The 22,914-nt window shown below is 69.5% G+C and carries 17 protein-coding genes; 7 read left to right on the forward strand and 10 right to left on the reverse strand.

The features are described 5' to 3' along the window. The first annotated feature begins 24 nt into the window (after positions 1 to 24). From HL658_RS18570 to HL658_RS18595, 6 genes are read left to right on the forward strand one after another with little or no spacing between them, the layout of a single operon-like run. The gene (locus HL658_RS18570; protein WP_343055204.1) at positions 25 to 1,683 is read left to right on the forward strand and encodes an amidohydrolase; all 1,659 of its coding nucleotides are present in this window, start codon (positions 25 to 27) and stop codon (positions 1,681 to 1,683) included. Beyond that, complete coding sequence (locus tag HL658_RS18575) at positions 1,680 to 2,603, forward strand: GTP-binding protein (RefSeq protein ID WP_180286109.1); 924 nt, start codon at positions 1,680 to 1,682, stop codon at positions 2,601 to 2,603. The genes HL658_RS18570 and HL658_RS18575 overlap by 4 nt, the downstream gene beginning before the upstream one ends. Positions 2,604 to 2,655: 52 nt before the next feature. Next, a complete protein-coding gene (locus HL658_RS18580) occupies positions 2,656 to 4,239 on the forward strand; it encodes an ABC transporter substrate-binding protein (RefSeq protein ID WP_180286110.1) in 1,584 nt (527 codons plus the stop codon). A gap of 28 nt (positions 4,240 to 4,267) precedes the next feature. Beyond that, positions 4,268 to 5,254 (forward strand): ABC transporter permease, encoded by a 987-nt coding sequence (locus tag HL658_RS18585; protein ID WP_180286111.1) that lies wholly within the window; start codon positions 4,268 to 4,270, stop codon positions 5,252 to 5,254. Then, complete coding sequence (locus HL658_RS18590) at positions 5,251 to 6,153, forward strand: ABC transporter permease (RefSeq protein ID WP_246337698.1); 903 nt, start codon at positions 5,251 to 5,253, stop codon at positions 6,151 to 6,153. The genes HL658_RS18585 and HL658_RS18590 overlap by 4 nt, the downstream gene beginning before the upstream one ends. Continuing rightward, positions 6,153 to 7,946 carry an ABC transporter ATP-binding protein gene (locus HL658_RS18595; RefSeq protein WP_211109789.1) on the forward strand — a complete coding sequence of 598 codons (1,794 nt, stop codon included), beginning with the start codon at positions 6,153 to 6,155 and terminating at the stop codon, positions 7,944 to 7,946. Before HL658_RS18590 ends, HL658_RS18595 begins: the two co-directional genes overlap by 1 nt. A gap of 44 nt (positions 7,947 to 7,990) precedes the next feature. On the opposite strand, the gene HL658_RS18600 is transcribed toward HL658_RS18595, so the two are convergent. The 4 genes from HL658_RS18600 to HL658_RS18615 form a co-directional block, all read right to left on the reverse strand. After that, positions 7,991 to 9,130, reverse strand: coding sequence for a CoA transferase (locus HL658_RS18600; protein ID WP_180286112.1), 1,140 nt, complete (start codon positions 9,128 to 9,130; stop codon positions 7,991 to 7,993). A gap of 14 nt (positions 9,131 to 9,144) precedes the next feature. After that, positions 9,145 to 9,915: an SDR family NAD(P)-dependent oxidoreductase gene (locus HL658_RS18605; protein WP_180286113.1), complete on the reverse strand. Its 771-nt coding sequence runs from the start codon at positions 9,913 to 9,915 to the stop codon at positions 9,145 to 9,147. Between the two features lie 25 nt (positions 9,916 to 9,940). After that, positions 9,941 to 11,461: an aldehyde dehydrogenase gene (locus tag HL658_RS18610; RefSeq protein WP_180286114.1), complete on the reverse strand. Its 1,521-nt coding sequence runs from the start codon at positions 11,459 to 11,461 to the stop codon at positions 9,941 to 9,943. Between the two features lie 92 nt (positions 11,462 to 11,553). Next, the gene (locus HL658_RS18615; RefSeq protein WP_343055206.1) at positions 11,554 to 12,948 is read right to left on the reverse strand and encodes an ABC transporter substrate-binding protein; all 1,395 of its coding nucleotides are present in this window, start codon (positions 12,946 to 12,948) and stop codon (positions 11,554 to 11,556) included. Between the two features lie 19 nt (positions 12,949 to 12,967). Here HL658_RS18615 and HL658_RS18620 point away from each other — a divergent pair, with 19 nt between their 5' ends. Further along, positions 12,968 to 13,729, forward strand: a complete 762-nt coding sequence (locus tag HL658_RS18620; RefSeq protein ID WP_180286116.1) for an IclR family transcriptional regulator — start codon at positions 12,968 to 12,970, stop codon at positions 13,727 to 13,729. Positions 13,730 to 13,839: 110 nt separating this feature from the next. Here HL658_RS18620 and HL658_RS18625 read toward each other — a convergent pair whose 3' ends face one another. The 6 genes from HL658_RS18625 to HL658_RS18650 form a co-directional block, all read right to left on the reverse strand. After that, positions 13,840 to 15,591 (reverse strand): ABC transporter ATP-binding protein, encoded by a 1,752-nt coding sequence (locus HL658_RS18625; RefSeq protein WP_180286117.1) that lies wholly within the window; start codon positions 15,589 to 15,591, stop codon positions 13,840 to 13,842. A 28-nt stretch (positions 15,592 to 15,619) separates the two neighbouring features. Beyond that, positions 15,620 to 17,626, reverse strand: coding sequence for a Fe(3+)-hydroxamate ABC transporter permease FhuB (gene fhuB / locus HL658_RS18630; RefSeq protein ID WP_246337699.1), 2,007 nt, complete (start codon positions 17,624 to 17,626; stop codon positions 15,620 to 15,622). After that, a complete protein-coding gene (locus HL658_RS18635) occupies positions 17,619 to 18,521 on the reverse strand; it encodes an ABC transporter substrate-binding protein (RefSeq protein ID WP_180286118.1) in 903 nt (300 codons plus the stop codon). Before HL658_RS18635 ends, fhuB begins: the two co-directional genes overlap by 8 nt. Next, positions 18,521 to 19,315: an ABC transporter ATP-binding protein gene (locus HL658_RS18640; protein WP_180286119.1), complete on the reverse strand. Its 795-nt coding sequence runs from the start codon at positions 19,313 to 19,315 to the stop codon at positions 18,521 to 18,523. Before HL658_RS18640 ends, HL658_RS18635 begins: the two co-directional genes overlap by 1 nt. A gap of 77 nt (positions 19,316 to 19,392) precedes the next feature. Continuing rightward, a complete protein-coding gene (locus HL658_RS18645) occupies positions 19,393 to 21,546 on the reverse strand; it encodes a TonB-dependent siderophore receptor (RefSeq protein ID WP_180286120.1) in 2,154 nt (717 codons plus the stop codon). A 179-nt stretch (positions 21,547 to 21,725) separates the two neighbouring features. Next, positions 21,726 to 22,592 carry a helix-turn-helix domain-containing protein gene (locus tag HL658_RS18650; RefSeq protein WP_246337700.1) on the reverse strand — a complete coding sequence of 289 codons (867 nt, stop codon included), beginning with the start codon at positions 22,590 to 22,592 and terminating at the stop codon, positions 21,726 to 21,728. Positions 22,593 to 22,914: the final 322 nt, after the last annotated feature.

Below are 22,914 nucleotides of genomic sequence, written 5' to 3' on the forward strand. Positions count from 1 at the left end.
CGCCGGCACAGGGAGAGACCGCGGGTGAGCAGCACGACCATCTTCGCCGCGCGCAAGATCCTGACCATGAACCACAGCCGTCCGGCCGCCACCCACGTCGCCGTGCGCGACGGCCGAATTCTCGGCGTCGGTTCGCTGGAGGAACTGGAAGGCTGGGGGCCGCACCAGGTCGACGACCGCTTCGCGTCCAAGGTGCTGATGCCGGGGTTGGTCGAGGGGCACGCCCATGTGCTGGAAGGCGGCTTCTGGGACTTCACCTACGTCGGCTACCACGACCGCCGCTCACCCGACGGCACGCTCCAGCCCGGCCTGACCAGCATCGACGCGGTCGTCGAGCGGCTGCGTGCCGCCGAGGCGGCGATGACCGATCCCAATGCGCCGCTGCTCGCCTGGGGGTTCGACCCGATCCTGTTCGGCGGCCAGCGCATGACCTGCCGCGACCTGGACCGCGTCTCCGCCACGCGGCCGGTGGCCGTGCTGCACGCCAGTGTGCACCTGATGAACGTGAACTCCGCCCTGATGACGCGGGCGGGCATCACCGCGGCCACGCCGGTGACCGGCATCGCGCGCTTTCCCGATGGGGAGCCGAACGGCGAACTTCAGGAATTCGCCGCCATGTATCTCGCCTACAAGGTCGCGGGCGGCGAGTTCTTCACCGCACCGGGCACGGAGCGGGCCGTGTGGCGCTTCGGGCGGGTGGCGCAGCTTGCCGGCGTCACCACCGTGGCGGACCTCTACAACGACCTGTCGGACGAGATGGTCGGCAACCTGACCGCCGTCACCGCCGACCCGGCCTTCCCCGTGCGCGTGGTGTCGGCCCTCAACGGCTCCGGCCACGGGGTGGACGGGGTGGAGAAGCTGCGCCGGCTGGTGGCGCGCAACACCGACAAGCTGCGCTTCGGCATCGTCAAGCTGATGACCGACGGCTCGATCCAGGGCTTCTCGGCCCGGCTGAAGTGGCCCGGCTATTACAACGGCGCGCCCAACGGCATCTGGAACACCGGGCCGGAGGAGCTGCGGAGCATCCTGGCCGCCTACCACAAGGCCGGCTTCCAGGCGCACATCCACGTGAACGGCGACGAGGCGTCGGAAGCGGCACTCGAGGTCATCGCCTCCGTTCTGACCGAGACGCCGCGCCCCGACCACCGCCACACCCTCCAGCACTGCCAGATGGCCGACGAGGCGCAGTTCCGCAGCATGGCGTCGCTGGGCGTCTGCGTGAACCTGTTCGCCAACCATATCTTCTACTGGGGCGACGCGCACTACGCCCTAACCATGGGCCCCGACCGGGCCAACCGCATGGACGCGGTCGGCACCGCCAAGCGGCTCGGCGTGCCCTTCGCCGTACATTCCGACGCACCGATCACGCCCATCGGCCCGCTCTTCTCGGCCTGGTGCGCGGTCAACCGGCGGACCTCCGGCGGGCGCGTGCTGGGCGGGGAGGCGGACCGGATCACCGTGGAGGACGCGTTGCGCGCCATCACGCTGGGCGCCGCCTACACGCTGCGCATGGATCACGAGATCGGCAGCATCGAGGTCGGCAAGCGGGCCGACTTCACCGTGCTCGACGTGGACCCGACGGAGGTTGCGCCGGAGGCGCTGAAGGACGTGCCGGTTTGGGGCACGGTCCTGGGCGGCACCGTCTTCCAGGCACCGGGAGGACCGGGAGGAGGGAACGCGTGACCATCGCCCTGACGGTCATCGGCGGCTTCCTGGGGGCGGGCAAGACGACCCTGCTGAACCGGGTGCTGCAAGGCCGGCATGGCCGCCGCGTCATGGTGCTGGTCAACGATTTCGGGTCGATCAACATCGACGCGGAGCTGATCGCCGGGCGTCAGGGGCGGACGCTGGAGCTGAAGAACGGCTGCGCCTGCTGCACGGTCGGCGGCGACCTGATGGCCGCCCTGCTCGACCTCCAGCGCCGCCCCGACCGGCCGGACGACCTGATCATCGAGGCCAGCGGCGTCTCCGACCCCATGCGCATCGCGGAGATCGGGCTGGCCGATCCCGACTACCGCCTCAACGCGGTGGTCGTGGTGGTCGATGCGGAGCGGGTGCGCGCGCTCGCCGCCGACCGCTACATGGGCGACACCGTGCTCCGCCAGCTCGCCGCCGCCGACCTTCTGGTGCTCGGCAAGCTCGACCTGATCGACGAGGCGCAGGGGGACGCGGTGCGGGCGTGGCTGAAGGCCACGGTCCCGCACGTGCGCATGGTCCCCTCCCGCTACGGTGCCGTCGCCGAGGAGATCCTGTTCCTCGACGCCGACCACCCGAAAACCGCGGACCATGTCCACGGCCACGCCCCGCACGCGGACTTCGCCACCTGGAGCGCCGAGACCAGCCGTCCGATCGACCGCGGTCGCTTCGCCGAGGCCATGGCGGCGCTGCCGCCCGGCGTGGTGCGGGCCAAGGGCGTTCTGCGCTTTGCCGACGACGATTCGACCCGCCCCGCCGTGTTCCACATGGTCGGGCGGCGGATGAGCATCGAGCCGCTGGCAGAACCGGCGGACACCCAACCCGGCAGCCGGCTGGTGGCGATCGGCATTCCCGGCGCTCTGGGACCGGACGGGCTATGGCCCCTCCTGAACGAGGCGTTGCGCTGACGGTTTGTCTGTATACAAATAACCACGACCAAGGACGGGGGACAAAAGGCACATGTTCAGGGAATTCACGAAACTGCTGTGCGGCGCGGCCGTCGCCACGGTGATCGTGGCCGGTGCGGCGCTGGCCGAACCCACCCGCGGCGGCTCCATCGTTTGGCCGGTCGCCTCCGCGCCGCGCCACTTCAACTCCGCCGTCCAGTCCGGCATCGCCACCGCCATGCCGGCCGCCCAGATCTTCGCGAGTCCGCTGCGCTTCGACGCCGACTGGAAACCGCAGCCGTATCTGGCCGAGAAGTGGGAGATGGCGCCCGACGGGCTCAGCGTCACGCTGACCCTGGTGGACGGTGCCAAGTTCCATGACGGCAAGCCCGTCACCTCGGAGGACGTCGCCTTCTCCGTCATGGCGGTGAAGGAGAACCACCCCTTCAAGAGCATGCTGGAGCCGGTGACCGGCGTCGACACGCCGGACCCGCGGACCGCGATCGTCCGCCTCGCCCACCCGCACCCGGCGATCCTGCTGGCGATGTCGCCGGCGCTGATGCCGATCCTGCCCAAGCACGTCTACGGCGACGGCCAGGACCTGAAGAGCCACCCGGCCAACCTGAAGCCCGTCGGCTCCGGCCCCTTCAAGTTCGAGGAGTACCGCGAGGGCGAGTACATCACCCTGGTGCGCAACGACGACTTCTTCATCAAGGACCGGCCGTACCTCGACCGCATCGTGATGCGCATCATCCCCGACGGCCCCAACCGCACCATCGCCATGGAGCGGCACGAGGGCCATGTGATGCCGTTCGAGGAGCGCATCCGCGACATCAACCGGATGAAGCGCCAGGACGGGCTGGTGGTGACCGACCAGGGCTACGCCGGCATCGGCCCCATCAACTGGCTGGCCTTCAACCTGGAGCGCCCGCCGTTCGACAACAAGAAGGTGCGCCAGGCGATCGGCTACGCCATCGACAAGGAATTCGTGACCAAGGCGCTGATGGAGGGGGTGGGCGTACGCGCCCTCGGCCCCATCGCTCCCGGCAGCCCCTTCTCGCCCAAGGATGTCGAGCCCTACAAGCTGGACCTGGACAAGGCCAACAGGCTGCTGGACGAGGCCGGCTTCCCGCGCAAGGCGGACGGCACGCGCTTCACCATGAACGTGGACTACATCCCCGGCTTCGCGCTCCTGAAGACCATGGCCGAGTACATGAAGCCACAGCTCGCCAAGGTCGGCATCAAGGCGGAGCCGCGCCCCTCCCCCGACTTCCCGACCTGGGCCAGCCGGGTGTCGAACCACGACTTCGACGCCACCATGGACGTGGTGTTCAACTGGGGCGACCCGGTCATCGGCGTGCACCGCACCTACCTGTCCTCCAACATCCGCAAGGGCGTGATCTGGTCCAACACCCAGAGCTACAGCAACCCGCGGGTGGACGAGCTGCTGGCCGCCGCCGGCAAGGAGCAGGACGAGGCGAAGCGCAAGGCGCTCTACGACGAGTTCCAGAAGATCGTGGTGGACGACGCCCCCATCCTCTTCATCGCCGTGTCGCCCTACCACACCGTGTTCGACAAGCGGCTGGCCAACCTGCCGACCACCATCTGGGGCACGGCGTCGCCGCTGGACGAGACCTATTGGGCGCAGAAGCCCTGATGAGTCTGCGGGCAGCGGAGAACCGGCCATGACGTCGATCGCGCGCGCGGTGCTGTACCGGACGGCGCATGTGCTGGGGCTGCTGCTCGCCGTCCTGGTGTTCAACTTCCTTCTGATCCATCTGGCGCCGGGCGACCCGGCGCAGGTGATCGCCGGGGACATGGGCGGCGCCACGCCCGAGGTGCTGGCGGAAATCCGCACCCGCTTCGGGCTGGACCTTCCCCTGCACGAGCAGCTCCTCGCCTATCTCGGGCGGGTGCTGACGGGCGACCTCGGCTATTCCTTCTACTTCGACCGTCCGGTGACGGCGCTGATCGGCCAGCGCATCCTGCCGACGCTGATCCTCGTCCTCAGCGCGCTGGTGCTGGCGGTGGTGGTCGGCACGGTGCTGGGCGTGATCTCGGCCCGCTGGCCGCGGAGCTGGTTCAGCCACGCGCTGACCGTGCTGTCGCTGGCCGGCTATTCGGCGCCGGTCTTCTGGACCGGCATCCTGCTGCTGATCCTGTTCGCGTCGGTCTGGCCGCTGTTCCCGGTGACCGGCATGTACAGCGGGATCGGCGACCGGACCGGGATCTCCTACCTGATCGACGTGGCGCACCACCTCGTCCTGCCGGCCTTCACGCTCGCCATCGTCTACATCGCCCAGTACAGCCGGCTGAGCCGGGCGGCGATGCTGGACGTGCTCGGCTCCGACTACATCCGCACGGCGCGGGCGAAGGGGCTGGGCGAGGGCAAGGTCATCTTCAAGCACGCGCTGCGCAACGCGATCCTGCCGGTCATCACCATGGCCGGCCTGCAGTTCAGCAACCTGTTCGCCGGCGCGGTGCTGGTGGAGACGGTGTTCGGCTGGCCGGGCATGGGGCGGCTGGCCTTCGAGAGCATTCTGCGGCGCGACGCGCCGACCATCCTCGGCATCCTGTTCTTCTCCGCCCTGGTGGTGATCGTGGCGAACCAGTTGACCGACCTGTTCTACCGTCTCGCCGACCCGCGCATCGCGGGCAAGGGGTCGCGATGAGCGCCGTGCCACAGCGGACCCCGGCCGCCGCCGGCGTGTACGGCGCCCCGCCCGCCGCGCGCAGCCCGATGGGCGAGGCGTGGCGCATGTTCCTGCGCAACCGCGCCGCGGTCGCCGGGCTGGTGCTGATGGTCGGCATCGTCCTGATGACGCTGGTCGGTCCCCTGCTCTACCCCGTCGATCCGTTCGGCATGGTGTGGGCGCCCTTCACGCCGCCGTTGGAGACGGAGTACGTGCTGGGCACCGACTATCTCGGCCGCGACGTGCTGGCCGGCATCGTGCATGGCGGGACGGCGACGCTGGCGGTCGGCGCCTCCGCGGCCGTCATCTCCATCGTGCTCGGCGTGCTGATCGGCGCCTTCGCCGGCTATTACGGCGGCTGGGTGGACGCCACGCTGATGCGGGTGACCGAGTTCTTCCAGGTGCTGCCGCCGCTGCTGCTGGCGATGGTGCTGATCACCCTATTCCAGCCGACTCTGACCACCATCGCCGCCACCATCGGCCTGGCGTCCTGGACCGGGGTGGCGCGGCTGGCGCGGGCGGAGTTCATGCGCCTGAACCAGCAGGAGTTCGTGCGCGCCGCCCGCGCGCTCAGCGCGTCCAACGCCCGCATCATGCTGCGCGTGATCCTTCCCAACGCGCTGCCGCCGCTGATCGTGATGGCGGCGATGAACACGGGCGTGGCGATCCTGTTCGAGGCGGGGCTGAGCTTCCTCGGCCTCGGCGACCCGACGACCATGAGCTGGGGCTTCATGATCGGCGCCAGCCGCGAATACATCCTGGACGCCTGGTGGCCGGTGACGCTGCCGGGCATCGCCATCTTCCTGACCGTGCTGGCCGTCAGCCTGATCGGCGATGGTCTCAACGACGCCTTCAACCCCAAGCTCCGGGAACGCTGATGGACGCCCTGTCGATGCCGGAGAACCGGCTTCTCGAGGTGCGCGGGCTTACCGTGCGCTTCGGTTCGGTGGTGGCGGTCAAGGACCTGAGCTTCCATCTCGACCGCGGGGAGACGCTGGCGATCGTCGGCGAGTCCGGCTCCGGCAAGTCGGTGACGGCGCTCGCCATCCTGCGGCTGATCGAATACGGCAGCCAGGGGGTGATCGAGGCGGGGGAGATCCTGTTCCGGCGGCCGGACGGCAGCGTCGTCGATCTCGTCCGCCAGCCCGAACGCGTGCTGCGCGGCATCCGCGGCGACGCCATCTCCATGATCTTCCAGGAGCCGCTGACCAGCCTGAACCCGGTCTACACCGTCGGCAACCAGATCGCCGAGACCCTCGTCCTGCACCGCGGGATTTCCTGGGACGAGGCGATGGAGACGGCGCTGGAAATGCTGCGCAAGGTCCGCATCCCCGACCCCGAGCGGCGGCTGCGCACCTATCCGCACGAGATGTCCGGCGGCATGCGCCAGCGCGTGATGATCGCCATGGCGCTCGCCTGCCGCCCATCCATCCTGATCGCCGACGAGCCGACCACGGCTCTGGACGTCACCATCCAGGCGCAGACGCTGGAGCTGATGCGCCAGCTCCAGGAGGAGTTCGGGACGGCCATCATCCTGATCACCCACGACATGGGCGTGGTGGCGGAGACGGCCGACCGCGTCGTCGTCATGTGCCGGTCGGAGTTCGTGGAGGAGGGCCCGGTCGGCCGCATCTTCGCGGCCCCGCAGGCGGAGTACACGCGCCTGCTGCTCGACGCCGTGCCGCGGCTCGGCAGCCTTGCCGACACGCCCTACCCCAAGCCCTTTCCGCTGCCGGGTGCCGAGGCTCCGGCGGAGACCGCCCCACCGTCCGACCGGCCGGTGCTGGAGGTGGACGGGCTGGTCAAGCGCTTCCCGGCCGCCGGCGGGCAGGTGCACGCGGTGGAGTCCGTGTCCTTCACGCTGAGCGCGGGGGAGACGCTGGCCGTGGTGGGCGAGAGCGGGTCGGGCAAATCGACCGTCGCCAACCTCGTCATGCGGCTGACCGAGCCGACCGACGGCGCCATCCGGCTATTGGGCACCGACATCACCGGCCTGTCGCACCGCGCGATGAAGCCGCACCGCCGGGAAATGCAGATGGTCTTCCAGGACCCGTACGCGAGCCTGGACCCCAGGCGTACGGTCGGTGACCTGGTCGGCGAGCCGATGCGCATACACCGCACCGAGAGCCGCGCCACCGTCCGCGACCGGGTGGCGGAGCTGTTCGGGCTGGTCGGGCTGTCGCCGGACCAGATGCGGCGCTACCCGCACCAGTTCTCGGGCGGGCAGCGGCAGCGGCTGTGCATCGCCCGCGCGCTGGCCCTGCACCCCCGCCTGATCATCGCGGACGAGGCGGTCTCGGCGCTCGACGTGTCGATCCAGGCGCAGATCGTCAATCTGATGCTGGATCTGCAATCAAGGCTCGGCCTCTCCTACCTGTTCATCTCGCACGACATGGCTGTCGTGGAGCGTGTGAGCCACCGCGTGGCGGTGATGCATCTGGGCCGCATCGTGGAGATCGGGCCGCGCCGGGAGGTGCTGGCCAACCCGCGCCATTCCTACACGCAGCGGCTGCTCTCCGCGGTGCCGGTGGCCGATCCGGCCGCCCGCGGCCGGCGCGGGCGCAGCCTGGCGGTGGGCGACATTCCCAGCCCCATCCACCCGCAAGGCTACACCCCGCCCCCGGTCCGGCTGCGCGCCGCCGGCCCCGGCCATTTCGTGGCGGAGGAGTGATGCGCAGGGGGACGGACCGGACCCGACGCCGCCGGCCGCCCCCCTCAGGATAACGACCCGGCGGCGTCGTCCGATCCGCTCCACAGCCGCGGGGCGGGACTGGTGGACTCGCAGGGCGTTGCGGAGAAGCGCACCGGCGAGCGGACCCCCAGCAATTCGCCTTCGGTCGGGTGGTCGAGCGGCTGGAACAGCCCGACCGCGACGATGTGCTCGTCGCCGAGCAGCTCGTCGAGCGTGTTGACGGGCGCGCAGGGTATGTCGAGTCCGCGCAGCAGCGATAGCCAATGGCCGGTGCCGTGCACCGCGAGGCAGTCAGCAAGCCTCTGGTAGAGCCGGCCGATCATCCCGGCGCGCGCGGTGTCGGAGGCAAGCGCCGGCTCCGACGCCCAGTCGTCGCGGCCGGCCGCCGTGAAGAAGGCCCGCCACTGCGCCCCGCTGTAGGGCATCACGCAGATGTGCCCGTCGCTGGTGCGGTAAGGCCGGCGGTGCGGCGATAGCACCCGGTCGTAGCCCGTGGGACCAAGGGCGGGCCGGAAGGCCCGGCCTGCCAGATGCTCCACCGCCAGGAAGGACGCCATGACCTCGAACATCGGGACCTCGATGGATTGTCCGACGCCGGAAGACGTGCGGGCCAGCAGGGCGGCGTTGATGGCGGCGGCCGCGTACAGCCCGGTCGTCTTGTCGGCGACGATGGTCGGGGCGTAGCGCGGCTCCCCGCCGGTGCGCGCGTGCAGGTCGGCCCACCCGGCCTCCGCCTGGATCACATCGTCGTAGGCGGGCCGGTCGCAGTAGGGACCGTCCTGCCCGTAGCCGACGATGGCGCAGTGGATGAGCCGCGGGTTGACGGCTCGGAGCTGCTCGTAGCCGAGGCCGAGGCGCCCGATCGCGGCGGCCCGCATGTTGTGCAGCAGCACGTCCGCCCCGCCCACCATGTCCAGCAGCCGGGCCCGCTGGCCTGGGTCCTTCAGATCGAGCACGCGGCCTTCCTTGCCCTGGTTGCAGGTGAGGAAGGCCGCGCCCATCCCGTGCGACCGCGCCGGCCCCGGATAGCGCATGATGTCGCCGCCGGGTGGCTCCACCTTGATCACCCGCGCCCCGAAATCGGCCAGGATCCGACTCGCGTAGGGGCCGGCGATCACGGTGCTGAGGTCGATCACCGTGACGCCGTTCAGGGGTCCGGGCACCGCCGTTCCCCCGATCAGCGGGCGGTGAAGCCGCCGTCCACCGGCAGCGCCACCCCGGTCACGAAGGAGGCGTCGTCGGAGGCGAGCCAGAGCACCGCGTGGGCCACCTCCTCCGCCTTGCACAGCCGGCCCATGGGTACGGCGGCCAGCATCCTCTCCTGGTTCGCGGCCGCCTCGGCGGGGTCGCCGGAGCGGCCGGTGAAGCCCAGCTTCATCGGCGTGTCCGCCAGCCCCGGACACACCACGTTGACGCGCACGTTGTCGGGCGCGAAGCGCTGGGCCAGCGACTTGGTCAGACCGACGACGGCGAACTTGGCGGCCGAATAGACCGGGCTGAACATCGAGCCGACGAGGCCGGAGACCGAGGCGGTGAACACCACCGACCCGCCACCGCGGCGGCGCATATGGCCGATCACCTCGCCGGCGGCCAGCGTGGCGGAGGTGACGTTCAGCGCGATGGCGTGCTCGTAGGCCGCGAGGTCGAGATTCTCCACGCCCCCCGGGCCGGGCGTGCCGGCGTGCGCCCACAGCACATCGATTCCGCCGAGCCGTGCGGCGGCCTCGTTGATCGACCCGCGCATCTCCTCCGGCCGGGAGAGATCGGCGCGGATCGTTTCGAGGGCGTATCCCTTGGCCTCCATGGCGGCGGCGAGGTCGGCGAGGCCGTCGGCGTTGACGTCCACCGCCGCCACCCTGGCGCCCTCGCGCAGGAACAACTCCACGCCGGCCCGACCCATGCCGGAGGCGGCCGCCGTCACCACGGCGAGCTTGTTGGACAACCGCATGTTTCGCATTCCTTTCGTGAGACGGTCAGCGTGCGTAGGCGTCGGGGAAGCGCCCGGTGGTGCTGATCACCGTCGTCCGTGTCTCCAGGTAGGAATCGAGCGCCTCGACCCCGTTCTCGCGGCCCCAGCCGCTCCCTTTGAATCCGCCATAGGGGGTGGACCAGCGGATGAAGCGGTAGGTGTTCACCCAGACCATGCCGGCGCGGATGCGCGCCGCGACCCGGTGGGCGCGCCCGACATCGCCGGTCCACAGCCCGGCGGTGAGGCCGTAGCTGCTGTCGTTGGCGAGCGCCACCGCCTCCTCCTCGTCGTCGAACGGGATCAGGGCCGCCACCGGGCCGAAGATCTCCTCCCGGGCGATGCGCATGCCGTTCGAGACGTTGGCGAAGACGGTGGGCTCGACGAAATACCCCGCGGCGTGCTCCGGACCGGTCAGGCGATGGCCGCCGGCCACCAGCTCGGCCCCCTCGGCACGCCCGATGTCGATGTAGGACAGGGTCTTGGCGAGCTGCTCCCCGTGCGCCTGCGGCCCCATGTGGGTGGCCTCGTCGAGCGGAGGCCCGACCCGCACCCGACCCGCCCGCCGCACGAACTCCTCCACCACCCGGTCGTAGACCGGGCGCTGCACCAGCACGCGCGATCCCAGCGCGCAGCTCTGCCCGCACAGCGTCCAGGCGGAGTTGGTCGCGGCGTTCAGCGCCTGCTCCAGATCGGCATCGGCGAAGATGATGTGCGGGGATTTCCCGCCCAGCTCGAAGGTGAACCGCTTCATGGTGTCGCCGCCGGCGCGCAGGATCGCCTGGGCGGTCGCGCCCTCGCCGGTGAAGGCGATCTTGTCGACACCGGGGTGCGCGACCAGATGCTCACCGGCACCGTCCTTGCCGAAGCCCGGAACCACGTTGACCACGCCCGGCGGGAATCCCGCCTCCTCGAACAGCCTCCCCAGTTCCAGCGAAGCGACCGGGGTGTGCTCGGCGGGCTTCAGCACCACGGTGCAGCCGGCGGCCAACGCCGGGCCCAGCTTCCAGGATGCGGCCATCAGCGGCACGTTCCATGGCGTGATGGCCCCGACCACCCCGACCGGCACGCGGGTGGTGAAGGCGTGCACGCTGTCGTCGATGGGGATCGTGCGGCCGGCGTGCTTGTCGGCCAGCGACGCCCACCAGTGGTAGGCGGTGGCATGGCCGGAGACGTCGGCCAGCGATTCCCGCAGCGCCCGCCCGGAATCGCGCGTCTCCAGCACGGCGAGCGCTCGGGCGCGTTCGCGGTAGAGGTCGGCGAAGCGCCGCATCAGCGCGGCGCGTTCGTGGCCCGGCATGCGGCCCCAGGGCCCCTCCAGGGCGGACCGCGCCGCGTCCACGGCCTTTGCGACGTCACGCGATCCGCCATAGGCGACGACGGCCCAGGGCCGTCCCTGCGACGGGTCGATGCTCTCCATCAGGCCGCCGTCCTCCGGCTCCACCCAGGCCCCGCCGATGAACAGGCGCTCGTGGCGGAGGGTGGATCCGTCGGTCAGGGAGGCCGTGGCTTCGATTGTGGAACGCATGGTCCCCTCTTGGTTCGGAACATGGTGATCCCGTCGCGCGCGGCCCAAGCCGCGCGCCGGTGACCGGTCATGTCGGGGTGGAGGTTGGCCGTCTACTTCACGAGCGGGCAGTTGCCGTCGGCCAATGGGCGGAACGCCTGGTCGGCCGGGATGGTCGCCAGAACCTTGTAATAGTCGAAGGGGCCCTTCGATTCCGACGGCGCCTTGACCTGCACCAGCATCATGGGGTGGATGACGCGCCCGTCCTCACGCAACTGGGTCCGCCCGAACAGAGGATCCTCGAACGGCCCCATGTCACGGATGGCCCTCACCACCGCGGCGCCGTCCTTGGCCGAACCGACCTTCGCCACCGCCTTGAGATAGGTGAGCACCGCGGAGTAGGCGCCGGCCTGGTTCATGCTGGGATAACGACCGCTGTTGCGCGCAGCGAAGCGCTTTCCGAAGGCGCGCGTCTGATCGTTGACGTCCCAGTAGAACCCGGTGGTGAGCTGCAGGCCTTGCGCCGTCGCCAGGCCGAGGGAGTGGATGTCGGAGATGAACAACAGCATGCCGGCCAGTTTCTGGCCACCCGCGGTGATGCCGAACTCCGCCGCCTGCTTGATCGCCGTGATGGTGTCGCCGCCCGCGTTGGCGAGCGCGATGATCTGGGCCCCCGACGACTGGGCCTGAAGCAGGTAGGAGGAGAAGTCCTTGGTGTCGGTGGAATGGCGGACGCTGCCGACGATCTTGCCACCGTTCGCGGCGATTACGGGAGCCGCGTCACGCTCCAGCGAGTGGCCGAGTGCGAAATCGGCCGTCAGGAAGAACCACCGCTTCCCACCCGCCTTGGCGATGGCATCCGCCGTCCCGTGGGCGAGCGCCCAGGTGTCGTAGGTCCAATGCACGGAATTGGGGGTGCACGACTTTCCGGTCAATTCCGATGTGCCGGAAGCGGTGAACAGCGCGACCTTGTTCTTGTCCTTCACGAGGGAAGCGACCGCCAGCGAGATGGCGCTGGTCGGCAGGTCGACCAGGACGTCCACGCCCTCGGAATCGAACCATGTCCGCACCACGTTGCTGGCGATGTCCGGCTTGTTCTGGGCATCGGCGGAGACGACCTCGATGGCCAGCGCGTCGGCACCCGGCAGACGCTTGAAGTCCTCGACGGCCATCAGCGTCGCTTCCAGCGAGCCCTTGCCGCCGATGTCGGAGAATATGCCCGACATGTCGGCAAGCACGCCGACCTTGACGGGCACCTGGGCCAGCGCTGCGGAGCCGAAACCCAGGGCTACGGAAAATGCCAGAGCCAGCGAGGCTCCGCGCCGAGATGACGGCATGTGTGTTTCCTCCCGGTATCCTTGTTCGTTCCGGCGGATCGCCGTTGCGTCGGCCGCACTGTTGGTGCGGCTGAAATTCTTGTACGTGAATCTGAAATTCCCGTAAAGGAATTTTTCCGGCAAGCGACTTGCGCCGGCGCCCTTGGCTCGGCTAGAGATGTGGCGTGCCACAGACCGGGCGATGCGACACATGAGCGTAAGACAGGCGGCAAACGTGTTGGAGCTGCTGGAGTATTTCTCGCAGCGCCGACGGCCGGCCACGCTGGCCGAGATCGCCGACGATCTCGGTTGGCCACGGTCGAGCACCTTCAACCTCATCGGTACCATCGTGGAGAAGGGCTACCTCTACGAGCCGCGCCCGCGCGCCGGCTACTACCCGACGCCACGCTGGCTGAAGCTCGTGCAGACGATCACCGACGCCGAGCCGCTGCCAGAGGCGGCGCACCGGCTGGTGGTGGAGATCGCGGCGGAGACCGGCGAGACGACGGCCATCGCCGCGCTCAGTGGTGTCTCCGCCATGTTCCTGGACGTGGCGGAATCCACCCATTCCGTCCGCTACCACGCCCAGATCGGCGACCGCGTGCCGGCCCACGCCAGTTCGGCCGGGCGCGCCATCCTGGCGCAGCTCGCGCCCGAGGCGCGTCAGGCTCTGTACCGCAAGCTCGCGTTCGAGCGTTATTCCGAGACCACGCCCATGACCGTGGACGCGATCGAGAGCGAATTGCGGCTGGCAGAGGAGCGCGGGTACCACCAGAGCCACTCGGAGTACATCCCCGACCTTGCCGGCGTGTCCTTCCCGCTGCGGATCGGCGACCGCCGGCTGTCGGTGGTCGTCGCCGGACCGGTGTCGCGGTGCCTCGACCGGCGGCCCCGGATCGCGCAGACGATGCGGAGCGCCATCACGAGCCACGAGGCCGGGCTGGCCGCCGGACAGCCGGTCCGGATCGACTGACGACCCGCAAACACTCCCGAAGCCCGTCCGCAGCGGTCACAAGCGGACATTCCGGGTGTCGAGCCGCCGCAAGCGCCGTGAAAGGAACGCGATGACAGCGGCGGCGCGCTTCACCCGAGGCGGCGGGTTTGCCCTGCCCCGCCCTCTCCGACCGATCCTTCGGCCCCTCTCCAGACCATGCCGCTGGCTTCGCGCTCGATGAGGTCCTCGTAGGCGATGCGGCGGAGGCCGCCCGCCACATCCACGACATACACCTCATCGGCGTTGCGGATGGTCGCCAGCCGGTGGGCGATGACCAGGGTCGTCCGCCCCTCCGCCAGCTCCATCAGCGATTTCTGGATTTCCCGCTCGGTCTGCGTGTCGAGCGCCGAGGTGGCTTCGTCGAGGATCAGGATCGGCGGGTTCTTCAGGAACATGCGGGCGATGGTCAGCCGCTGCTTCTGACCGCCGGACAGCTTCACGCCGCGCTCGCCGATGACGGTGTCGAGCCCGTCCGGCAGGGAGGCGATCAACCCGTCGAGATGGGCGCGGCGCGCGGCATCCATGATCTCCGCGTCGGAGGCGCCCAGCCGTCCATAGGCGATGTTCTCGCGGATCGTGCCGCCGAACAGGAACACGTCCTGCTGGACGACCCCGATCTGCCGGCGCAGCGAAGCCAGCGTCATGTCGCGGATGTCGATGCCGTCGATGGTGATGGCTCCGCCGGAAATCTCGTAGAACCGCGGCAGCAGCGAGCAGATCGTCGTCTTCCCCGCACCCGAGGGCCCGACGAGCGCGACCGTCGAGCCCGCCCTGATGGCAAGGTCGATGTCCTTGAGCACCAGGCGCGCCGGGTCGTATCCGAAGGACACCCCCGCGAAGCGGATATCACCCTTCAGCGCCGGTGCCGGGACCGCACCGGGCCTGTCGGTGATCGCCGGCCGCGTGTCGAGCAGGGAGCTGTAGCGCCGGAAGCCGGCGATGCCGCGGGGATAGGTCTCGATCACCGCGTTGATCTTCTCGATCGGGCGGAAGAAGACGTTGACCAGCAGCAGGAATGCGAAGAAGCCGCCCTGGGTCAGGTCGCCCACCAGCACGAAATGCGCGCCCGCCAGCATCACGATGATCAGGATCAGCCGCATGCTCAGATAGCTGAGCGTCGTCGACATCGCCATGATCCGGTAGGCGTCGAGCTTGGTGCGGCGGTAGCGGTCGTTGTCCTCGGCGAACAGCCGGCGCTCGTGATCCTCGTTGGTGAACGCCTGCACCACCCGCATGCCGCCGACATTCTCCTCGATGCGGACGTTGAAATCGCCGACACGGGAGTAGAGTGCCTGCCAGTTGTGCGTCATCCGCCCACCGTAGCGGCTGGTCAGCCAGGCGACCGCCGGGACCACCACGGCGGTCATCAGCGCCAGCGGCACATGCACGGTCAGCATCAGGACGAAGGCGCCGACGAACGTCATGACCGCGATCAGCAGGTCCTCCGGACCGTGATGCGCAACCTCGCCGATCTCCTCCAGGTCCTTGGTGACACGGCCGACGAGATGGCCGGTCTTGTTGTTGTCATAGAAGCTGAAGGACAGCTTCTGCAGATGGTCGAAGCTCTTGCGCCGCATCTCGGTCTCGATGCCGATGCCCAGCTTGTGGCCCCAATAGACCACGATGGCCATCAGCGCGCCGTTGGCCAGATAGACCCCCAGCAGGGCGGCCGAGGCGGCCACGATCAGCGGCCAGTCCTGGGTCGGCAACAGCTGGTCGACGAAGGCGCGCACCGCCATCGGGAACCCCAGCTCCAGCACGCCCGAGAGGACGGCACAGCCGATGTCGAGGGCCAGCAGGCCCTTGTAGGGCCGATAGTAGGAGAAGAAGCGGCGGAGCATGCGTCTTTCCGGTGCAACGGGAAACGGTTCAGGGCTGGCCGGAGCGCGGGCCGTTACGGCCGAGCAGCCAGATGAGATAGGGGCCGGCGAGGAGCGCTGCGAACAGTCCGAGCGGCAGTTGATAGGGGAAGGATACGGTTCGCGCCAGCCAGTCCGATACCACCATCAGACCGATGCCGATCAGGACGGCACCCGCACCCTGCGTCCGCGCCCGGCCCAACCCCGCAAGGCGGGCGAGGTGGGGGGCGATCAGCCCGACGAAGCTCAACGGTCCGACGAACAGCGCCGCCGCCGCCGTGAGCACGCCGGCATACAGCACCAGGGCGATCCGGCAGCGCCGAACCGGCAGCCCGATCGACCGCGCCGTCACGTCGCCGAGCGGCAGGATCTCCAGCCACCGGGACGCCAGCGGCAGCGCCGTCAGCAGCACGGCTGCCGTCACGGCGCAGAACCAGGCGTCGGCCGGGGTGGCGTCATTGGTCGACCCGCTGAGCCAGCGCAGCAGGGCGAAGGCCTGCGGCGTGCCGGTGGCGATGACGGCGGTCAGCACGGCGCTGCACAGGGCGCCCATGGCGATGCCGGCCAGCAGCAGCCGCTCCGGCCCGAAGCCGCTGCGCAGCGACAGGGCCAGCATGGCCCCGAGCACGACCACCGCCCCGGCCGCCGAGCCGGCGACCTGAAGCCCGATGCCGGAACCCGCGGTCAGGAACAGGACCGCGGTCAGTCCGACCCCCGCCCCGGTTCCCACGCCCAGGATCTCCGGGCTGGCCAGCGGGTTGGCGGTGACCCGCTGGAGCACCATGCCGGCGGCCGCCAACATCGCCCCGGCCGCCGCCGCCACGGCCACCCGTGGACCGCGCCAATCGAGAAGCCGGGAGAAGAGTTTTCCGGTCGATAGGGTCCAACCCTCCGGCCCGTAACCGACGGTCAGGGCCAGCGCCACCGCGATGGCGGCGATCAGGGCGAACGCGCCGACCAGCCGGCCGGGCCGCCGGCTGCGGCGCGACGGTGACGGGCGGCGGTCGAGCGACGGCCATTCGAACATGCGCAGGCGTGGAAGCAGCCACAGCAGCAGCGGCCCGCCCAGCAGCGCGGTGGCCGCGCCCGTCGGCACCCGCTCCCCATCGATCCCGGCCATCAGTTGCACGAGCCCGTCGGTCAGCCACAGCAGCACGGCGCCGATCAGCGGCGCCGCGACCAGCTTGTGCGCCTGGGTGCGGGCGCCGCTGAGATGGGCCAGCGCCGGGGCGGCCAGACCGACGAAACCGATCACCCCGACCTCCGCCGTCACGCTGGCCGCCAGCCAGACCGCGACGCCGATGACGCCGAAGCGCGTCAGGTTCAGGGCGACGCCGAGGCTGCGGGCGCTGGCGTCGTCGAGCCCGAGGATGGACAGCGGCCGTGACAGCAGCACGGCGGCGGCGATACCCGCCACCAGCCTTACGGCGATGGTCAGCGCCGGCTCCCAGCTCTGCTGCGCCATCGCCCCGCCACCCCAGATGAAGATCGAGAACAGGTATTCGCCGTTCGCGAGGATCAGCGCCGCGCTGGCCATGGTGGCGGTCAGCGCCACCATCATGCCGGCCAACACCACGGCGACCGGCTCAAGCCCGCGCCGCCACGTGAGGGCAAGGATGAGGCCGACCGCCGCCAGCCCGCCGGCCAGCGCCACCCCCTCCCGCGCGTGGTCCATCAGCGCCGGGGCGTGGATCAGCGCCACGGTCATGGCGAGCTGGGCACCGGCGGACACGCCGAGCGTCGAGGGTTCGGCCAGCGGGTTGCGCAGGACGCGCTGCAGCAGCAGACCCGACAGCCCGAGGGCCGCCCCGCCGACCAGCGCCACCGCGATGCGCGGAAGCACGCTGTGGTACAGGATGATGCCGTCGAGCGGAGCCGTCCCGGGTCGAGGGGAAACACCGGCGACGAGATGCCCGGTGACCTGGAAGGCGGACAGGCAGGCGGCGGCCAGCGCGAGACCGCCCCACAGGAGCGCCGGGTTCGTCGGCATCCGGTTGATGTGGACAGGCTCAGCCATGCCGGCGCCCCTCCTGCCGGAGCAGGGCGGCGGAGACGAGGCGGGCAAAGCGCAGGGCGGCCGGAAGCGCGCCGAAATGGTTGACCGGCCCGATCGTGCTCACCCGCTTCTCACGCACCGTCGGCAGCGCCTGCCACAGGGCGCTGTCGGCGAGCGCGCGGGTCACGGCGACCGGGATCGGCGGAACGACGATGAGCGCGGCATCGGGCAGACGGGCCAGCGCCTCGATGCCGAGGGGCGCCGCCGCGCTGTAGCTCGATTCCGTCGCCCACGCGTTCTCGATGCCGAGCCGGCGCAGCACCTCGCCGAACATGCTGTCGCCACCGAAGGCACGGAAATGGCGGGCGTCTCCGAAGTTGATCGCCAGGACCGGCCGGCGGGCGACACCACGCAGGCCGTCGCGCAGCCGTGCGATGCCCGCACCGGTCGCGGCGACGACAGCCCGTGCCTCCGCCTCCCGACCGAGCAGCCGCCCGAGCGTCAGCGTGACCTCCTCGGCGACCGGGTAGGGCCGCAAGCCCGGTTGGTAGACGGACAGCGACAGGGTTTCCGCCACACGTTCCAGGTTGCGCCTTTGGACCTCGTAATAGTTCGAGGTGAGGATGAGGTCGGGCTCCGCGAGGGTCAGCGCCTCGTAGTTCGGTGTCCCGCGCAGGCCGATGTCGATCACCCGGTCGGGCACCGCGGGCTCGACGACCGTCTTGCGGAACTGGATCAGTTCGGTGGCGGCAACGGGCACCACCCCCAGCGCCAGCACGGTTTCCAGCGCCGCCCAGTCGATGGCGGCGATCCGGCGCGGCCGAACCGGCGGCACCGCGCGGGCCGGCCGGGACAGCGAAACCAACCCCGCCGCGAGCGCCAGCGCATGGCGCCGCGTTACCGTCAACGGCCCCATCACAGGACGTAGCCGATCGGCTCGCCCGTGCCGGGGTGCGGCACGATGCCCATGGCGACGTGGTAGATGGCCTCCAGCGTCTCGCTGGTCATGATGGCGGCGGGGGCTCCCTGCGCGATCAGCGTGCCGCCGCGCATCGCCAGAATCTCGTCGCACACGCGGGCGGCCATGTTGATGTCGTGCAGCACGATGACGGCGCCGATCCCGCGGGCGTGCCCGAGCCGGCGCACCAACCCCAGCATCTCGACCTGGCTGGCGATGTCGAGCGCCGAGGTCGGCTCGTCGAGCAACAGGCAGCGCGTGTCCTGCGCCAACATCATCGCCAGCCAGACGCGCTGCCGCTCGCCACCGGACAGGCTGTCCACCAGCCGGTCGGCGAAGGAGTCGAGCCGGGTGTCCGCCATCGCCTCCGCCACCTTGGCGGCGTCCAGCGCACCGAAGCGACCGAGCGCGCCGTGCCAGGGGAAGCGGCCCAGCGCCACCAGTTCACGCACCGTCATGCCCTCGGCCGGCGGGGTGAACTGCGGCATGTAGGCGACGGAGCGTGCGAAATCCCGGTCGCCGATGGACGCGATCCCGGCGCCCAGGCAGCGGATGCTGCCGCCGCTCGGCGGCTGCTGGCGGGCCAGCATGCGGATGAGCGTGCTCTTGCCCGACCCGTTCGGGCCGACCAGCCCATAGATGCGCCCCTGCTCCAGCCGGAGCGACAGGCCGGACAGGATCGCACGGCCGCCGGCGGAAAACCGCACGGCGTCGAGCTCGTACAGGGCCGGGTTCTTTGCTGGGCTGCTCATCGTCTGCATGGTCCGGAACACAGGATGCACCGGCCGGAACCGCCGCGGAAACGGTCCAGGCCGGACGCGGGGTCGGCCTACCAGCTCATGTTCACGGTCAACAAAGCGGTTCGCGCCTCCGCATAGCCGCAGGAGAACTGCGTCTGGCAGCTCGCCACATACTCCTTGTCGAACAGGTTGGTGACCGACAGGTTGACGCCCCAGTTGTCGCGCGTGTAGCCGACCCGCGCGTCGAACACGGTGGCCGAGGGGACCTTGAGCGTGTTCTCGTTGTCGGCCCAGGACGAGCCGATATAGCGCACGCCGCCACCGACCGACACGCCGTCGAGCGCCGTACCCCGGAAGCTGTAGTCGAGGAAGGCCGAGGCCTGGGTCTCCGGCACGATGTAGGGCGACTTGCCGATCACCGCCGGGTTGGCGTCCTTCTTGATCTCGATGTCCATCGTCGTGAAGGAGGCGGTCGCCTTCAGGTTCTCGGTGATGTTCGCCTTGGCCTCCAGCTCGATGCCGCGGGAGTTGACCTCGCCGAGCTGGGTTTCGGCGTTGAAGGCGCCGGTCACCACATTCCGGCGGGTCAGGTCGAACAGGGCGGCGGTGAACAGGCCGTCCATCCAGCGCGGGCGGTACTTGACGCCGGCCTCGTACTGGTGGCCGCTTTCCGGCTTGAACACCCCGGCCACCGGCGAGGAGCCCAGCACCGGGTTGAAGAAGGTCGAGACGCTGGCGTAGGGGGTCAGGCCGTTTGCGAACTCGTAGGCGAGGCCGGCGCGGCCGCTGAGCTTGCGGTCGGTGCCGTCGTAGGCCGGCGTCCCGTCGGCGTAGGTGGTGGCCGTGTCATGACGACCGCTCAACGTCAGCAGGAAACCCTGGCCGAACTTCATCTGGTCCTGAAGATAGACGCCGAGCTGACGCATCGTCAGCTCCTGGTCGATGTAGGCGAAGCGCGGACCTTGCGGCGCACCGTAGACCGGGTTGGTGGCGCTGACCGGCGTCGCCGAGCCGGAGAGCTGCACCTGATCCATGGTGAAGTGTTTGTAGTCGATGCCCGCCAGCAGCGTGTGCGCCACCGGGCCGGTCGTCACCTTGGTTTCGAGCTGGTTGTCGACCAGGAAGCTGCGGACGGTTGTCTTGTGCTCGAAGTTGATGCGCGACAACAGGTTGTCGGGATCGGTCGGAACCGCCGAGAAGGCGTTGTAGCCGTAGGGGTAGACCGAGACCTCGTGGACCCTGCTGTAGCCGAAGCGTGCATTCTGACGGAAAGTCATGTCGTTGTCGAAACGGTGCTCGAACTCGTACCCAAGCGAGACTTGCCGGCGCCTGTACTTGTCGATGCCCGGCTCGGTGAAGTTGGCCTCGCGGTCGATGCGGCCGAACGACGCGTCGACCACCGTGCCGACATAGGGCAGGAAGGCGCCGCCATTGTGCGTCTCGTCGATGTCGGTGTAGTTGGTCAGCACCGTCAGGGTGTTGCGGTCGTTGGGCGCCCACCGGAAGCTGGGTGAGATGGTGCCGCGGAAGCCGTCCGCGAAGTCGGTGTAGGTGTCGCCGCCGGCGATGCGGCCGGTGAGCCGGTAGCTCAACGTCTCGTTGAACGCGTCGCTGTAGTCGAGACCCAGGTGGGCCGTGCCGTGCTCGTTGATGCCGGTCTCGATGGTGTGGACCGGCGCCCCACCCGGCCGTTTGGTGACGTAGTTCACCAGACCGCCGGGGTTGCTGCCGCCGTACAGCACGGAGGATGCGCCGCGCAGGACCTCGATCCGCTCCAGATTGTAGCTGTCCACGAACTGACCGCCGAAGCCGTAGGCGTAGAGCTGCAACCCGTCCTGATAAACGCCGGTCTGCGTCGCCTGGAAGCCGCGGATGAACATCCAGTTGGTGTCGCTGTCCGGACCGAAGGGCTGGCTGAAAACGCCGGGGGTGTAGCGCAGCGCCTCGTCCACCTTCTGCGCACCGAGATCGTCCATTTCCTCGCGGCCGATCACCGACACCGACTGCGGGATCGCCTCCACCGGCCTGTCCGTCTTCGATCCGGTCGCCGAGCGGGCCGGCACATAACCGCGCACCGGGCTTGTCGTGGTGTCGGGCGTCCGTTGCCCCTCAACCGTCACCGGGTCGAGGACGACCGCCGGAGCCGCGCCCTGCGCGTGGGCGGATGCCGGCAACAACAACCCGGCAACCGCCGTGCCGCTCAGGAGAAGGCGGGTCAGACGCGATTTCCCAATAAGTATCATGGCGGTATGGACCTTTGTCACTGTGCACCACCGGCAAACCGGCTTCGGAGGAAGCCGCACCGATACCGTTTGGAGCTTGCAAATGATTAGCAGATGCACAGTGAGGCTGGATTGAACGCTCTTTCGGCGGCTTGGACGATCTTTCGAAAATCGACCGGGCCCAGGGGAACCGCCGTGCCTCAGCCGGTAAGCTCCCGCATCCACGCGGCTGGTGTCGTGCCGACGAGCTGCCGGAACACGCGAGTCAGATGCGCCTGATCGGAGAAGCCGGCCGCGGCTGCCACACCCGCCAACGTCATGCCCGAGGTGGCGAGAAGGGTCTTGGCCCGCTCGACCCGCGCCCGCATCTGCCATTTGTAGGGCGGCACCCCGGTGGATGCCTTGAAGGCGGAACAGAAATAGGTGGTGGACAACCCGGTGAGTTCCGCGAGCTCGCAGAGGCGGATCGGCCGGGTGCAGTTCTCCTCGATGTAGTCGACCACCCGGCGCAGCTGGCCCGGCGAAAGCCCGGTCCGCCGCGCATCCGTCCGGGGTCCCGCCTGCGCAAGGCCGACGAACAGCGCGGCCATCAGGCTCTCGCCGTAGAGATCATGCAGGTTGCCCGAAGGCCCGCATTCCGCCGCGATCAGCCGCGCCACGGCCAGCAGGCGGTTGTCCGAGAACTTCAGCCGCGGCGTGTCCATGCCCCGAAGGTCCAGGTCCTCCATGAACCGGCCGCCGAGGACGGACATGTCGAAGTGCAGGTCGAGATGGGTGAGACGGCGGAGGTTCTCCGTCCGCGACCATACCCGCAGACCGGCCGGCACGTAGCTGAGCGGCTCGCGCCGGCTGAGCCGGTCGCCCTCGCCGCGGCCGGGCGATGCGGTCACGTGCAGGCCACCCTCCCCCACCTGATCAAGGACGACGACGAGGCGGGGAGCCTGCGACACATACTCCCCCCGCGCCTCGCGCTCGCAGGCGACGCTCCACACGTCCGCGATCATGCCGTTCCAGGCGCGCCACTGGAGATCACCGAGGATGGTGATGCCTTCCGTGCTGCTTTCCATTCTGGGATGAAACGGCATTGATGGCGCGATCATCGAACCCTTCCTTGCGCCGAACGCTAGCTCACAAGTTCATTGCGAACAAGTCGCATTCTTAGTCATTCTGCCCCTCGATCGGAAACCGGTTCGATAGCACCAGGAGCCGCGTCTTAGCCAACAAATCCCCCGACGCTCTGGGTGGCGGGTGGCATTCCGCGGGCCTTCAGTGAACCGCGGTTCACCGTCCACATGGCGGAGATCGGAGCGGAGACGGCGCCGCTCTCGATCCGCGGCCGCGAGCTGGGCCAGAAGGGAGGAGCGGCGGAGGCTGGTGGCGGGGGCTACA

The organism is Azospirillum oleiclasticum (genome assembly GCF_013423485.1).
GTDB classification, from domain to species: Bacteria; Pseudomonadota; Alphaproteobacteria; order Azospirillales; family Azospirillaceae; genus Azospirillum; species Azospirillum oleiclasticum.

Excerpts from the sequence above, each read along its gene's own strand:
- HL658_RS18580 (WP_180286110.1), top strand. The coding sequence starts at position 2,656 with ATGTTCAGGGAATTCACGAAACTGCTGTGCGGCGCGGCCGTCGCCACG.
- HL658_RS18585 (WP_180286111.1), top strand. The coding sequence starts at position 4,268 with ATGACGTCGATCGCGCGCGCGGTGCTGTACCGGACGGCGCATGTGCTG.
- HL658_RS18590 (WP_246337698.1), top strand. The coding sequence starts at position 5,251 with ATGAGCGCCGTGCCACAGCGGACCCCGGCCGCCGCCGGCGTGTACGGC.
- HL658_RS18595 (WP_211109789.1), top strand. The coding sequence starts at position 6,153 with ATGGACGCCCTGTCGATGCCGGAGAACCGGCTTCTCGAGGTGCGCGGG.
- HL658_RS18605 (WP_180286113.1), bottom strand. The coding sequence starts at position 9,915 with ATGCGGTTGTCCAACAAGCTCGCCGTGGTGACGGCGGCCGCCTCCGGC.
- HL658_RS18610 (WP_180286114.1), bottom strand. The coding sequence starts at position 11,461 with ATGCGTTCCACAATCGAAGCCACGGCCTCCCTGACCGACGGATCCACC.
- HL658_RS18620 (WP_180286116.1), top strand. The coding sequence starts at position 12,968 with ATGAGCGTAAGACAGGCGGCAAACGTGTTGGAGCTGCTGGAGTATTTC.
- HL658_RS18625 (WP_180286117.1), bottom strand. The coding sequence starts at position 15,591 with ATGCTCCGCCGCTTCTTCTCCTACTATCGGCCCTACAAGGGCCTGCTG.
- fhuB (WP_246337699.1), bottom strand. The coding sequence starts at position 17,626 with ATGGCTGAGCCTGTCCACATCAACCGGATGCCGACGAACCCGGCGCTC.
- HL658_RS18635 (WP_180286118.1), bottom strand. The coding sequence starts at position 18,521 with ATGGGGCCGTTGACGGTAACGCGGCGCCATGCGCTGGCGCTCGCGGCG.
- HL658_RS18640 (WP_180286119.1), bottom strand. The coding sequence starts at position 19,315 with ATGAGCAGCCCAGCAAAGAACCCGGCCCTGTACGAGCTCGACGCCGTG.
- HL658_RS18645 (WP_180286120.1), bottom strand. The coding sequence starts at position 21,546 with ATGATACTTATTGGGAAATCGCGTCTGACCCGCCTTCTCCTGAGCGGC.
- HL658_RS18650 (WP_246337700.1), bottom strand. The coding sequence starts at position 22,592 with ATGGAAAGCAGCACGGAAGGCATCACCATCCTCGGTGATCTCCAGTGG.